We start from the raw sequence: 13,623 nt of genomic DNA, 5'->3' as shown, positions 1-13,623 counted from the left end.
GGCGCCTTTGGAGGTCGGCATGGCGCCGTCGCTCGTACTCCCGCCGTGCCGATTGTCCCGCTTGTCCCATACATCGTTAACGTCCAGATAGTGCTGGGTGGGACGGGTACGGTTTACCGCGGCTGGGTTGTAGCCCCGTCAGGCCGCAGGGATCCATCTCGCCAGGACCCTCTTCAACTCGCCGTCGGCGATGGGCTTGGCCAGGTAGTCGTCCATGCCGGCGGCGATACACTTCCCCCGATCCTGCTCCAGCGCGCTCGCCGTCATGGCGATGATCGGGGTGTGCACTGAATCACCCTCCCGGCGCCTGACCTCCTCGGTCGCCTGGTAACCGTCCATATCCGGCATGTGGCAGTCCATGAGCACGGCGTCGAACGACTCTTCCTCCAGCGCCGCGAGCGCTTCGAGGCCGTTTTGAACGATCTGCGAGTCGTACCCGAGGTGCGCCAGATAGGCCTGTGTCACCTGCTGGTTGATCGGGTGGTCCTCAACGACCAGGATCTTCCCCGGCCGTCCGAGTGAACGCTGCCGGGGAAGTTCCCGGACCGAACCTTCGCTCGTTTGACCAAGCGGCTCGGCGCCGGCAAACGTCAGCCGCAGCCAGAAGTTACTGCCTTGGCCCAACCGGCTTTCCAGCCCCACCTCGCCTCCCATCGCCGTGGCGAGCTGGCGGCAGATGGCCAGCCCCAGTCCGGTGCCTCCGTAACGGCGCGTGGTGGAGGCGTCGGCCTGGACAAAAGGCTGGAACAGCCGGCCGGCAACGTCGTCGGCGATGCCGGTTCCGGTGTCGACAACCTCGAATCGGACGGCGGCTCCCTCGTCCGGCTGCAGGCCATCGAGGGAAGCCCGGATGGTCACCCTGCCAATGCTGGTGAACTTGATCGCATTGGTCGCGAAGTTGAGGAGTATCTGCCGCAGCCGTCCTTCATCGCCCCGTACGCTGAAGGGAAGGTCGGGATCGCACTCGACCACCATTTGCAGCCCCCGGGCGCGGGCCTGCTGGTCAACCAGGCCGGCCACCCGGGAAACCGTGTTGGCCGGGTCGAACGCCTCGTCCTCGAGCTCCAGCTTGCCGGCCTCAATCTTCGAGAAGTCCAGGATGTCGTTGATGATGCCGAGCAGTGCTTCACCGGAGACCTGAACGCCTTCGGCGTAGCTTCGCTGGGTAGCGTTGAGGGGGGTATCCAGAAGGAGTCCGGTAAGTCCGATGACGCCGTTCATGGGTGTCCTGATCTCGTGGCTCATCATCGCCAGAAACTGCGACTTGCTCTCGGAGGCGCTGAGGGCCTCGTCCCGGGCGGAGGCAATAGCAATCTCAGCCTCGACCTGAGCAGTGACGTCGATCATCGTCCCGATGTAGCCGAGTGTCGAATGGTCGCTCCCCTTGATGGCAACCGCTCGTGAGTCGACCCACTTCTCGACTCCTCCCGGTGTGCGAATTCGGTAGCGAAGCTGCGGGTCGACAGAGTTGTCCGTGGCCTCCCGGCGAGCCGACAGCACCTGAACGATGTCCTCGGGGTGGAGGATGCTCGCCCAGCCGTCGCTGCCGGCCTGCTGTGGAGAAAGCCCGGTGATGGTGGTCCAGGCGCGGTTCACGTAGGTGCATCTCCCGAGCGTGTCCCACCGGTAGATACCTACGGGAGCGGTTTCTGCCAGCAACCTAAAGCGCTCCTCGCTCTCGCGAAGCCGGTGTTCCGCATGCTTGCGTTCGGTGATGTCCTTGACGAAGGCGTTGAAGCTGAGACTGTCGCCGTCGGAGGTTGCCCAGACCGTCAGCTCGATCGGAAACTCGCGGTAGTCCCGGTGGGTCGCCGTCGTCTCCATCCCTCCGGCGATGATCGGACTCTCCCCGGTGACCAGAAAGCGGCTCATGCCCGCCTCGAACGCATCTCGGGACCGGAGCGGGATGAGGGTATCGGTCAGGCGCTGCCCCAAAATCTCGTGCCTCTCCCAGCCGAAGATGAGTTCGGCCCGGCGGTTCCAGTCGATGATCCTGCCGGTGGAGTCGAACGACACGAAGCCGTCGGCCGAGGTGGCGATGATTGCCGCCGCGCGCCTCTCGCTGGCCGCCAGCTCCTCGGTCCGTGCCCGTACCCGGTCCTCGAGTTCGAGGTTGAGGTCCCTGAGGGCGTGTTCTGCCGCCACGCGGCCACGCTCGACCTTGCGAAGGGAGCTCGCGGCCCATGCGATGAAACCGCTCAGCACCACCATACGAATCACAACCATCACCGAGATGCCGGAGGCCGAGTCGGTCAACTGGGCGCGCTGGGCCTCGACCTGGACCCATCCCAGGATCACCAGGGCAACGACCATCGCCGGGAACAACCTCCTCAGGAGGACGCCACCGGAGTTTCGGGCCGAGATCGCCAGCCGCTCCGGACGCAGCACCATCAGGCCTAGCGCGGTAACGAGCAGCGTGAGTGCGGTGTGCAGTGCCATGCTCCCGTAGCCCGGCAGCCGGTGCATGGCGGGAACCCGGTAGAGGTAGCCGAGCACCGCCACGAGGCTGGTGATACTCACCAGGGTCGCAAAAAACCTGGCCGCGCGGTCTCTCTCCCGGGCCACCAGAAGCAGCGCGAACCCCATCGCCAGCAGGGAGCCGGCGGTTGAAGGGGACATTCGGTGCGGCCCGGTCGCGTTGAACAGAAGACGGTCGATTGCCAGGTCCCACCCAAGGGAGTACTGAAGGAGGGTGGCCAGCCCGATGGAGCCGGTCAGCCCCGCCGCTATCTCACCTGTTCGGGCTCGCAGTTTGGAGGGATCGGATGCGGAGAGGGCCCCAAGACTCAGGCCCATTAGAAGGAAGGCCAGCGCGGTGTTCGGCTTCATGGTGGCCTGGCCGGGAAGCACGCTCTTGATGACCGGCAGGTCGAAGATCCAACCAAGCAGGACCAGGGCTCCGACGGCAGCGGCAATCGCCGCTGCGGCGTGCGAGAAGCGCCGGAACCGGTTGACCAGAACCGGATCGGACGCCAGGGGCGGTGAATTCACACCACTTCATCGGCAGCTCTTTGTGTTCGCGCAGGCATTCACGCGATTAGGGGGCCGAATGGACCAACGAATGGGGTCCATCCGGCTTACCGTAACTAGATCAGCTTCGCCCCTTCGAGCACCAGGTCCAGCAGGTCCTCGTCGTCGCCGTTCCATGTCAGGACGATGTGGCGGTCGTTCCGGCCCAGCTTCACTGAGCCCTCGCCGATCAGGATGTCGATGGGGAAGTCGAGCTGGTTGCAGATCAGGCCGTAGAGCTCGGGGTCACGGTTCTGCAGCGGTTGGTACTCGTTGTGGTCCCAGGTTCTTAGGGCGTCCTGCATGGGATCGGTGCCCTTTTTCACCTCGCTGCCGTAGAAGTCGTCGATGGCATCGAAGCGGGCACGTGCCTGGGGGTCGTCGTTCATCGCCCTACTTTAGCGAGTCCCGAACGGACAAGGCCCGGCTTGAGCCGGGCCTTGTCGGGTGATCAGAAAGCTAGGACTCACGGTTCGGGTCGTAGTGGCCGATGCGGAATTCGGCGCCCTCGGGGTCGGCAAGCACGGCTTCCCGGACTGGTCCCATGGTGTAGGCCGGCTGGACCACCGAGCCGCCCAGCTGCTCGCACAACGCGACGGTGGCGTCGGTGTCGGCCACGGCGAATGTGACGACAAACCGTGGAGAGCCCTCGCTAAGCTCCGCCATCCACCCGACTGCGTCCTCGAACCCGGGAGGCGCCTGGTCGGCGGCTTGCCGGGTGCGGATCTCAGGGTCGAACTGCTCCAGGAAGTCGCCGTAGCCGGGAAGCCGGAACAGCCAGGACTTGAAGCCCCCGAACTCCAGGAGGTCGGTCTCCCAGCCGAAGACCGAGTGGTAGAAGGCCGAGGCGGCGCCGGTGTCGCTGGTGTGCAGGTCGCTCGAGTTCCACGACCCGGGCGCATTTACCAGCTCGGCGCCCTTGAGGGTTCCGCCGTGCCACACGGCGAACTCGGCCCCCGTCGGGTCGGTGAAGAAGGCCATCCGGCCGGCCTCACCGACGTCCATGGGCTCCATCGTCACCTTGCCGCCGGCCTCCGCTACGGCCTTGGCCGTGATGTCGACGTCGTCCACCTGGATGTAGGTGTTCCAGACCGGGTTCTCGTTGTTGTACTCGCTGGCCCCTATCGCCCCGACCAGCTTGCCGCCCTTCTTCGCCAGGAAGTAGCTGCCCGTCCCGGGAGGGGCGACGTTGGTGAACTCCCAGCCGAAAAGCTTCCCGTAAAACTCGACCGCCTTGTCGCCGTCGCGGCGGCCGCTGTCGATCCAGCAGGGCACGCCGTGGATAAATCCCTCTCGCTCCAGCATCGCAGTCTCCCTTGGTCGATTGAACAACCAAAGGCTACGAAATCATGCGGACAGTTCCTGTCCTAAATAGGTCTTGGGCGGGTTTTGTTTCAGAAAAAAAGGGCCCCGGATGAACCGGGGCCCTGGGAAGTAGAAGTGGTGCGAGCTAGTCCGGCCCGCTCCGGTTACCGGCTTCAGCCGGTTCTTTGGCCACCGGCGGCTTTCCTTGGAAGGCGGCGGCCGTAGTCACCGTCTGGGGAAGTGCCTCCGGGTCCGGCACCTTCTTTTGTTCTCCGGGGAGCAGTTCAGGGGTCTCAGACTCCATGTTTTCCTCCTTCCGGATAGCTTCAATAGGTATCTACCCGGCCCCCGAAGGGCGAAAACCGCCGATGTTTAGGGGGTTCCCGGGTCCCAGGAGTAACTCCGCTTCACGACCCCGAGGTAGGTGAAGATCTCGGTCGACGCCACGCCGGGCAGGCTTCTGATCCGATCGTTGACCAGGTCGAAAAGGGCGTGGGTGTCGGTGCAGATGACCTCCGCCAGGATGTCGTAGCGGCCGGCCGTGATCACCACGTACTCGACCTCGGCAATGTCGCTCAAGGCGTCGCCCACCGTCTTCACGCTGCCTTCGGCCCGGATCCCGATCATCGCCTGGATGGTGAAGCCCAGGGTGAACGGGTCGGTGACCGCAACGACCTGAATCACCCCGCGGTCGATGAGGCGCTGGACCCTGGGACGGACCGCCGCCTGGGAGAGGCCCACCACCGGCCCGAGCTTGGAGTAGGGCGTGCGGCCGTCGACCTGAAGCTGGCGGATGATCGCGCGGTCGATGTCGTCGAGCTCTATCGAGTCGGCAGTCACGTCAGCGGCCGCCGGGCGGCCCGGCAGGAATCGCTTCGCCGGCAGAAACGGTCCGAAGCTCCTCCCAAGCCTCCTCCAGGCAGCGGCGGATGGCGGCGGTCATCTCGTCGAACTCCGCCGGGCCGCAAATCAACGGTGGCGAAAGCTGGATCACGGGGTCGCCCCGGTCGTCCACCCGGCAGAGCAGTCCGGACTCCGGAAGGCGCCGGCTGAGGAACCGGCGGATCAACCACTCCTTCTCGGCGAGAGCCAACGGCTCACCATCTTTGGCCATCTCGATCGCCCAGAAGTACCCCATACCCCGGACGTCGGTGACGATCGGCAGGTCGAGCAGCGTCTCCAGCCGGCTGCGGAACTCGCCCTCCAGGTCGAGCACCCTCTGGTTCAACCCCTCCCGTTCCATCACCTCCAGGTTCGCCAGCGCCGCGGCGCACCCCACCGGGTGCCCGGCGAAGGTGAGCCCGTGGACGAACGAAGACTTGCCGTCCAGGAACGGTTGGGCGATCCGGTCGCTGATCACCACCCCTCCCAGCGGGGAGTAGCCCGACGTGACGCCTTTGGCGAAGGTGATCATGTCCGGCTGGAATCCCAGGCGGCTGCAGCCGAACCAGTCGCCCAGCCTCCCGAAGGCGCAGATCACCTCGTCCGACACCAGCAGCACGCCGTATCGGTCGCAGATCTCACGGACCCGGGCGAAGTAGCCGGGCGCGGGGGTGAAACAGCCTCCGGCGTTTTGCACCGGCTCGAGGAAGACCGCGGCGACGGTTTCGGGTCCCTGCTCCAGGATCGCCTGCTCGATCTCATCGGCGCACGCCAGCGTGCAGGCCGGCTCGCCTGCGCAGAGCGGGCAGTGCAGACGGTTGGTGTTCGCCACATGGCACGACTTGCCGTTCAGCAGGGGGAGGAAGGGTTTCCGCAGGGTCTCCAGTCCCGTGACGGCGAGGGCGCCGAGGGTCGTGCCGTGATACGCCATCCGGCGGGAGATCACCCTCTGCCGCTCGGGCCGGCCGATCAGCGAGAAGTAGTTGTGGGCGAGCTTCCAGGCGGACTCGACCGCCTCGCTCCCGCCGGTGGTGAAGAACACCCGGTTCAGGTCGCCCGGGGCGAGGGCGGCGATGCGCTCGGCCAGACGAGCCGCAGGGGAGTGCGGGTACGCCCAGATCGGGAAGTAGGCGAGCCTGCCTGCCTGCCGGGACATGGCATCGGCGATCTCTGCCCGCCCGTGGCCCACCTGGACGACGAAAAGCCCGGCGAGGCCGTCGAGGTAGCGGTTTCCTTCCGTGTCCCATACGTAGGAGCCCTCGCCGCTGTCGATCATTCTCGGGAGGGGTGACTCCTCGGTCGGGAGCTTGTTGAAGTGCAGCCACAGGTGGTCGTTGGCTGCCCGTCCGAGCGAGCCCGCGTCGTCCACAGCGACCTCCATTTCCGTCATGAAGAGGCGCATCTGCCGACAAAATACTGCCGTGATCTCAAGTTGGCAAGCAATTTGATCGCTTGATTATACTATCTCTAACTAAATCGCTTGCAGCGGAGGTTCACCTTTTGCCGGATGTGAGTGCAACCGCAGAGAGGTCACCTGCCGAGGGCGCCACAGCCGCCCCGGCGGTTGAAATCCGGGGGGCGAGCAAGCGCTACGGAGAGGTCACCGCACTCGAGGAACTGGACCTCAAGATCGAGCAGGGCGAGTTTTTCTCCCTCCTGGGCCCCTCCGGATCCGGCAAGACCACCGCCCTCAGGCTCATCGCCGGCTTCGAGACCCCCACCACGGGCCGGGTGTTCCTTTTGGGCCAGGATGTCACCGGCCTGCCGCCCTACGACCGGGACGTCAACACGGTTTTCCAGGACTACGCTCTGTTCCCCCACATGACGGTGGCGGCCAACGTCGAGTACGGCCTGATGGTCAAGAAGGTGTCGGCCCGGGACCGACGGGACCGGGTGGCCGACGCCCTTCGGATGGTGCGCCTGGAGGCGTACGGGAAGCGCAAGCCCGCCGAGCTGTCCGGCGGCCAGCGCCAGAGGGTGGCGCTCGCCCGGGCGCTGGTGAACCGCCCCGGGGTCCTGCTGCTCGACGAGCCGCTCGGCGCCCTGGACCTCAAGCTCAGGCAGCAGATGCAGATCGAGCTGAAGGCGATCCAGCGAGACCTCGGCCTGACCTTTATCTACGTCACGCACGACCAGGAGGAGGCCCTGACCATGAGCCACCGGCTGGCGGTGCTCAACGACGGCCGCATCGAGCAGGTCGGGCCCCCGGCGGACGTGTACGAACGGCCTGCCTCCCGTTTCGTCGCCGGGTTCGTCGGGACATCGAACCTGGTGGAGGGAGCGGCGGCGGAGAAGATCGCCGGCAGCGAGGAACCCTTCACCATCCGCCCGGAGAAGATGCGTTTCCTCCTGGAGGCGGACCTTCCGGCGCCCGACGACTGCGTCGTCTCCGGACGGATCGAGGAGGTCATCTACCTGGGGTCGTCGACCCGCTTCCTGGTGTCGGTGGACGGTGCCGGCGACCAGACGTTGATCGTCAACGAGCAGAACCGGGGTCTGCGATCCCCCGAGGCACTGGACGTCCTGGGGCGCCGGGTGCGGATCGCCTGGGACAGGAGGAACAACCGCCCGGTCTAAGAAGGGGGCCGGGGGCGCAAAACGGGTGGGAGCCCGAAGGAGGAGGAACAGATGAGGCGCAGGAGATGGCGACTCACAGCGTTGATGCTGGCGCTGATGCTGGTGGCGGCCGGCTGTGGCGGAGACGACGACGACGGAGGCGACACCGCCGCCGGCGTCCAGGAAGAGGTCGGCGAGTCGGAGGGCGAGGTCAACATCATCGCCTGGGCCGGCTACATCGAGCGGGGGGACACCGACCCGAAGTACGACTGGGTCACCGAGTTCGAGGAGGAGTCGGGCTGTGACGTCAAGGTGAAGACGGCCGGCACGTCGGACGAGATGGCTTCGCTCATGCAGGAGGGGTCGGGGTACGACCTGGTGACGGCCTCGGGAGACGCCAGCCTTCGTCTGATCGCAAGCGGCGCGGTTCAGCCGATCAACCTGGACCTCATCGAGAGCTACGACAAGGTCGACGAGCGGCTGCAGGATGCGCCGTGGCACACCGTCGACAAGGACGGCGACGGTGAGAAGGAGCACTACGGCGTGCCCTACCAGTGGGGCTCGAACGTATTGATGTACAACACCGAGGCCTTCCGCAACCAGCCCCCGGACAGCTGGAGCGTGGTCTTCGAGGAGACCCGGCTGCCGGACGGCAGGTCCAACCGGGGCCGGATCCAGGCGTACGACGGGCCCATCTACGTGGCCGACGCCGCCCTGTACCTCAAGGCGACCAAGCCCGAGCTCGGCATCGAAGACCCCTACGCACTCGACGAGGCCCAGTTCAAGGCGGCCCTGGACCTGCTGCGCCAGCAGCGCCAGCTGGTCGGCCGGTACTGGCACGACGCGTTCGTCCAGGTCGACGACTTCACCAACGAGGGAGCGGTTGCCAGCTCGTCCTGGCCGTTCCAGGTGAACCTGTTGAAGACGAAGCCGGCGCCGATCGCCAGCGTCATCCCGAAGGAGGGCGCGACCGGTTGGGCCGACACCACGATGATGCACTCGAACGCTCCGAACCCCAACTGCGCGTACAAGTGGATGGAGTGGTCGCTGAACGAGAAGGTGCAGGGCGACCTGGCCAGCTGGTTCGGATCGGTTCCGTCGGTACCGGACGCCTGCGAAGGCAACGAGCTGCTGGGAGCGGAGGGCTGCACCACGAACGGCTTCGAGAACTTCGACCGGATCGCGTTCTGGAAGACGCCGCAGGCCGACTGCTTCGAACCCGACGGCGACCGGGAGTGCATCCCGTACAGCCAGTGGGCCACGAACTACGTGGCAGTCATCGGCGGCAGGTAGTTCGCAGTAGCTGATTGAAGATGAAGCCGGTTTGGGCGGGAGTGGCTCCGTGGCTGTAGCAGCAGCCCGGCAGCCCTCTCCCGCCCGCCGGCTCTCGTCGTGGTTCCACCGCCACCCCAACCTGAAGCTGATCCTGCTGCTTTCGCCCGGTCTGGCGTGGCTGGGGGTGTTCTACCTCGGGTCCCTCGGGGCCCTTTTGATCCAGAGCTTCTACCGGCTGGAGGAGTTCACCGGGACGGTGGTCAAGGAGTTCGGGTTGAGCTCCTACCGGGAGCTGCTGAGCGACTCCAACGTCGACATCATCCTGCGGACCGCCACGATGGCGGCCGCCGTGACCCTGGCCTGCGGGGCCATTGCGTTCCCGATTGCCTACTACACGGCCCGGTTGGCTTCGCCCCGGATGAAGACGCTGCTGGTCCTGACTGTGCTGATGCCGTTGTGGTCCAGCTATCTGGTCCGGGTTTACTCGTGGAAGCTGATACTGGCCAAGGAGGGGATTGCGGCGTGGTTCGTCGAGCGGATCGGGCTTGCCGGCGTTCTGGACTGGGTGCTGTCGGTGCCGGTGATCGGCGGGCCGTCGCTCTCGCAGTCCTACCTCGGGATGTGGGTGGTGTTCGTGTACACCTGGCTGCCCTACATGATCCTGCCGCTGGCCGCCGCCCTGGAGCGGGTGCCTAGGTCGTACCTGGACGCGTCGAGCGACCTGGGGGCCGGGCCGTCGACCACCTTCCGGCGGGTGACGCTGCCGCTGGTGCTTCCCGGGCTGGTCGCCGGGTCGATTTTCACCTTTTCGCTCACCCTCGGCGACTTCATCATCCCGGCGATCATCGGGAACTCGAGCTTTTTCATCGGGGCCGCCGTGTACCTGCACCAGGGCATCGCGGGCAACCTGCCGCTGGCCGCGGCCTTCACCGTGGTGCCGATGACGATCATGGGCATCTACCTGCTCGGCGCCAAGAAGGCCGGCGCCTTCGAGGCCCTTTAGCATGCGGCGGGGCCTGGCGCTCAAGTTCGCCACCGGCGGTGTCGTGCTCTTTTTGTACTTCCCGCTGGCGATCATCCTGCTCTACGCCTTCACCACCGAAGACTCCAGCTTCCGCTTCCCGCCGCCCGGTTTTACGCTGAGGTGGTTCGAGGTGGCGGCCGGGAACCCCTCCATCTGGGCGGCGCTGCGGCTGTCGCTGCTGGTCGCGTCGATCTCAACCGGGATCGCGCTGGTCCTGGGCAGCCTGCTCGCCGCCGCGGTGTACCGGACGAAGTTTTTCGGGAAGAACGCGGTCTCGCTGCTGGTGCTGCTGCCGATCGCGCTGCCGGGCATCGTCACCGGCATCGCGATCCGGTCGGCGATCTCGCTGGGCGACCTCGGCCTGGGGACCTGGAGCATCGTCGTCGGGCACGCCACGTTCTGCGTGGTGGTGGTCTACAACAACGTGCTCGCCCGGTTCCGGCGGATGCAGTGGTCGCTGGTAGAGGCGTCGATGGACCTGGGGGCCTCGGGCCTGCAGACCTTCCGCCACGTGCTGCTGCCGAACCTGGCCACCGCGCTGGTCGCCGGGGGCATGCTGGCCTTCGCCCTGTCGTTCGACGAGATCATCGTCACCACCTTCACCGCAGGCCAGCAGGAGACGCTGCCGATCTGGATCTTCGCCAGCCTCACCCGGCCCCGGCAGCGCCCGGTGACCAACGTGGTGGCGATCGTGGTCATTGCAATCACGACGATCCCGATCATCCTCGCCCAGCGGCTGACCAACCCGCGGGACCCGTCGGGAGAGACGAAAATCAGGTTTGCAAGCAGGTTTCACAAGGAGGTCTGAGATGGCGATAGCGGTCAAGCAGTCGGAGATGTTCGTTGGCGGCAAGTGGGTCCCGGCGCAGTCCGGGCAGACCAGGACGATCTACAACCCGGCAACCGCCGAGCCGATCGCCGAGGTGCCGAGCGGCGGACAGGAGGACGTGGACGCGGTGGTCGCAGCGGCCCGGGCGGCGTTCGACGAAACCTGGTCGAACACCACCCCCAAGGACCGCAGCTTCATGCTGCTGAAGCTGGCGCAGAAGATCGAGGATGCGGCGGAGGAGCTGGCCGGCCTGGAGTCGGCGAACGTCGGCAAGCCCAGCTCGGTCTCCAGCTTCGACGTCGAGTTCACCGTCGACAACCTGCGCTTCTTCGCCGGCGCCGCCCGGCTGCTGGAGGGCAGGTCGGCGGGGGAGTACATGGAGGGCTACACCAGCATGATCCGGCGGGAGCCGATCGGCGTTGTCGCTTCGATCGCCCCCTGGAACTACCCGCTGATGATGGCCATCTGGAAGATCGGGCCGGCGCTGGCCGCCGGGAACACCGTGATCCTCAAGCCGAGCGAGCTGACCCCGCTGAGCGCACTTCGCCTGGCCGACTTCGCGGCCGACATCTTCCCGCCCGGGGTGCTCAACGTGATCACCGGCGACGGCGAGCCGGTCGGGGCGGGGCTGGTCCGCCACCCGGGCGTGGACATGGTGTCGCTGACCGGGGACGTCGCCACCGGGGTTGAGGTCGCGAAGGCGGCGGCGGACACCCTGAAGAAGGTCCACCTGGAGTTGGGCGGCAAGGCGCCGGTGGTTGTATTCGACGACGCGGACATGGAAGCGGTGGTCGCCGGCATCCGGCTCGCCGGGTTCTTCAACACCGGCCAGGACTGCACGGCTGCGTGCCGGGTTCTCGCCGGGCCGAAGGTCTACGACGGCCTGCTGGACCAGCTGGTCCCGGCGGTGGAGTCGCTGAAGGTCGGCAGCCCGGACGAGGGCGAACAGATCGAGATGGGGCCGGTGGTGTCGGAGGAGCAGCTGGACCGGGTGAGCGGGTTCGTCGACCGGGCGAGGTCGGCCGGCGGGTCGGTCCTCATCGGGGGCGAACGGAGCGACCGCCCCGGGTACTTCTACACTCCGACGGTGGTGGCGGGGGTCGAGCAGGGCTCGGAGATCGTCCGCAAGGAGGTGTTCGGGCCGGTGGTGAGCGTCCAGCGGTTCGACGACGACGACCAGGCGCTGGCGTGGGCCAACGACGTGGACTACGGGCTGTCGGCGTCGGTGTGGACGCGGGACACCTCGCGGGCTTTGAAGGCGGCGCGGGCTCTCAAGTACGGGACGGTGTGGATCAACGACCACCTGCCGCTGGTCTCGGAGATGCCGCACGGCGGGTACAAGCGGTCGGGTTACGGCAAGGACATGTCCGCCTACGCGGTGGAGGACTACACGCTGGTCAAGCACGTGATGGCGAAGTTCTGATGGAGCCGGTTCCCCTGCGGATAGGGGCCGGCCGGTCGCCCGGCGACGGCGTGATCGAGGTCCACTCGCCGTACGACGGCCACCTGGTCGGCCGGGTGGCGTCGGCGGGGGCGGCGGACCTGGATGCGGCGGTCGCTGCTGCCAAGTCGGTTCTCACCGGCGAGCCGCTGCCGCCGTACCGCCGGGCCGAGATCCTGGACGAGGCGGCCCGCCTGGCGAAGGAGCGGGTCGAGGAACTGGCCCGGTTGATCTGCGAGGAGGCGGCCAAGCCCATCCGGCACGCCCGGGTAGAGGCCCAGAGGGCGATCGACACACTGCGCTTCTCGGGGGCCGCCGCCCGCACGCTGACCGGGGAGACGGTGCCGCTCGATGCGTCGGCCGCCGGCGCCGGCAAGATCGGGTTCGTCATCCGGGTGCCGGTGGGCGTGGTCGCCGCGATCACCCCGTTCAACTTCCCGGTGAACCTGGTGGTCCACAAGCTCGGTCCTGCGGTGGCGGCCGGGTGCCCGGTGGTGCTGAAGCCGGCGTCGACCACGCCGCTGTGCGCCCACGCCCTCGCCGACCTGTTCGAGGACGCCGGCCTGCCGGCGGGCTGGATCAACGTCGTTCCGTGCAGCGGGGCAACCGCCCAGCGCCTGGTGGAGCACGAGGACGTGGCGATGATCACCTTCACCGGCTCCCGGGAGGTCGGGTGGGCCATCCGGGCGTCGGCCCCGAAGAAGAAGGTGAACCTGGAGCTGGGGAACAACAGCCCGGTGATCATCGAGCCGGACGGCGACTGGGCGGCGGCGGCAGCCAAGATCCGGGTAGCGGGTTACAGCCACGCCGGGCAGTCGTGCATCTCGACCCAACGGGTGTACGTGCAAGAGGCGGTCGCCGGGGACTTCTGCGACCTGCTGGCGAAGGAGGTGTCGTCCCTGGTGGTCGGGGACCCGGCCGGCGAGGAGACCGAGGTCTCCGCCCTGATTTCGAGCGGCGACGCCGACCGGGTGCGCTCCTGGGTGGACGAAGCGGTTGCCGGAGGTGCCCGTTTGTTGGCGGGACCGGGCCCGGGCGATCCGGCCGGCGTGGTACACCCGGTGCTTTTGGCCGATGTGAACCAACAGATGAAGGTCTGCTCGGAGGAGGTCTTCGGCCCGGTCGTGGCGGTTGCGACCTACAACGATCTGGACGAAGCGCTGGCGCTGGCCAACAACAGCCAGTACGGGCTGCAGGCGGCGATCTTCACGTCGGACATATCGAAGGCGATGCGGGCGGCGAAGGCGCTCGACTACGGGGCGGTGGTGGTCAACGAGGTCCCGACCTGGCGGGCCGACCAGA

General features: G+C 66.8%; 12 protein-coding genes. 6 read left to right on the top strand and 6 right to left on the bottom strand.

Going from position 1 to position 13,623, the window contains the following annotated elements:
* Positions 1-138: 138 nt before the first annotated feature.
* The 6 genes from VFV09_13810 to VFV09_13785 all read right to left on the bottom strand — a co-directional run bounded on the left by VFV09_13810 (position 139) and on the right by VFV09_13785 (position 6,565).
* Complete coding sequence (locus tag VFV09_13810) at positions 139-2,991, bottom strand: PAS domain S-box protein (GenBank protein ID HEU4868784.1); 2,853 nt, start codon at positions 2,989-2,991, stop codon at positions 139-141.
* Positions 2,992-3,086: 95 nt separating this feature from the next.
* Complete coding sequence (locus VFV09_13805) at positions 3,087-3,398, bottom strand: hypothetical protein (GenBank protein HEU4868783.1); 312 nt, start codon at positions 3,396-3,398, stop codon at positions 3,087-3,089.
* A 70-nt stretch (positions 3,399-3,468) separates the two neighbouring features.
* Positions 3,469-4,314: a VOC family protein gene (locus VFV09_13800; GenBank protein ID HEU4868782.1), complete on the bottom strand. Its 846-nt coding sequence runs from the start codon at positions 4,312-4,314 to the stop codon at positions 3,469-3,471.
* Positions 4,315-4,459: 145 nt separating this feature from the next.
* A complete protein-coding gene (locus VFV09_13795) occupies positions 4,460-4,618 on the bottom strand; it encodes a hypothetical protein (GenBank protein HEU4868781.1) in 159 nt (52 codons plus the stop codon).
* 68 nt (positions 4,619-4,686) lie between these two features.
* Positions 4,687-5,154: an Lrp/AsnC family transcriptional regulator gene (locus tag VFV09_13790; protein ID HEU4868780.1), complete on the bottom strand. Its 468-nt coding sequence runs from the start codon at positions 5,152-5,154 to the stop codon at positions 4,687-4,689.
* 1 nt (position 5,155) lies between these two features.
* Positions 5,156-6,565 (bottom strand): aspartate aminotransferase family protein, encoded by a 1,410-nt coding sequence (locus VFV09_13785; protein ID HEU4868779.1) that lies wholly within the window; start codon positions 6,563-6,565, stop codon positions 5,156-5,158.
* Positions 6,566-6,705: 140 nt separating this feature from the next.
* Here VFV09_13785 and VFV09_13780 point away from each other — a divergent pair, with 140 nt between their 5' ends.
* From VFV09_13780 to VFV09_13755, 6 genes are all read left to right on the top strand, one after another.
* Complete coding sequence (locus tag VFV09_13780) at positions 6,706-7,773, top strand: ABC transporter ATP-binding protein (protein HEU4868778.1); 1,068 nt, start codon at positions 6,706-6,708, stop codon at positions 7,771-7,773.
* Between the two features lie 51 nt (positions 7,774-7,824).
* Positions 7,825-9,045: an ABC transporter substrate-binding protein gene (locus VFV09_13775; GenBank protein ID HEU4868777.1), complete on the top strand. Its 1,221-nt coding sequence runs from the start codon at positions 7,825-7,827 to the stop codon at positions 9,043-9,045.
* A 49-nt stretch (positions 9,046-9,094) separates the two neighbouring features.
* Complete coding sequence (locus VFV09_13770; protein ID HEU4868776.1) at positions 9,095-10,030, top strand: ABC transporter permease; 936 nt, start codon at positions 9,095-9,097, stop codon at positions 10,028-10,030.
* 1 nt (position 10,031) lies between these two features.
* Complete coding sequence (locus VFV09_13765; GenBank protein ID HEU4868775.1) at positions 10,032-10,859, top strand: ABC transporter permease; 828 nt, start codon at positions 10,032-10,034, stop codon at positions 10,857-10,859.
* Position 10,860: 1 nt separating this feature from the next.
* Positions 10,861-12,303 (top strand): gamma-aminobutyraldehyde dehydrogenase, encoded by a 1,443-nt coding sequence (locus tag VFV09_13760; protein ID HEU4868774.1) that lies wholly within the window; start codon positions 10,861-10,863, stop codon positions 12,301-12,303.
* A partial coding sequence (locus VFV09_13755; protein HEU4868773.1) for an aldehyde dehydrogenase family protein occupies positions 12,303-13,623 on the top strand: 1,321 nt, incomplete at its 3' end. The genes VFV09_13760 and VFV09_13755, both read left to right, overlap by 1 nt.

This window comes from Actinomycetota bacterium, from assembly GCA_035759705.1.
In the GTDB taxonomy this organism is placed as follows: Bacteria; Actinomycetota; CADDZG01; order JAHWKV01; family JAHWKV01; genus JAJCYE01.
This window is presented reverse-complemented; position numbering and strand designations above follow the sequence as displayed.

Excerpts from the sequence above, each read along its gene's own strand:
- VFV09_13775 (HEU4868777.1), top strand. The coding sequence starts at position 7,825 with ATGAGGCGCAGGAGATGGCGACTCACAGCGTTGATGCTGGCGCTGATG.
- VFV09_13795 (HEU4868781.1), bottom strand. The coding sequence starts at position 4,618 with ATGGAGTCTGAGACCCCTGAACTGCTCCCCGGAGAACAAAAGAAGGTG.
- VFV09_13805 (HEU4868783.1), bottom strand. The coding sequence starts at position 3,398 with ATGAACGACGACCCCCAGGCACGTGCCCGCTTCGATGCCATCGACGAC.
- VFV09_13765 (HEU4868775.1), top strand. The coding sequence starts at position 10,032 with ATGCGGCGGGGCCTGGCGCTCAAGTTCGCCACCGGCGGTGTCGTGCTC.
- VFV09_13760 (HEU4868774.1), top strand. The coding sequence starts at position 10,861 with ATGGCGATAGCGGTCAAGCAGTCGGAGATGTTCGTTGGCGGCAAGTGG.
- VFV09_13800 (HEU4868782.1), bottom strand. The coding sequence starts at position 4,314 with ATGCTGGAGCGAGAGGGATTTATCCACGGCGTGCCCTGCTGGATCGAC.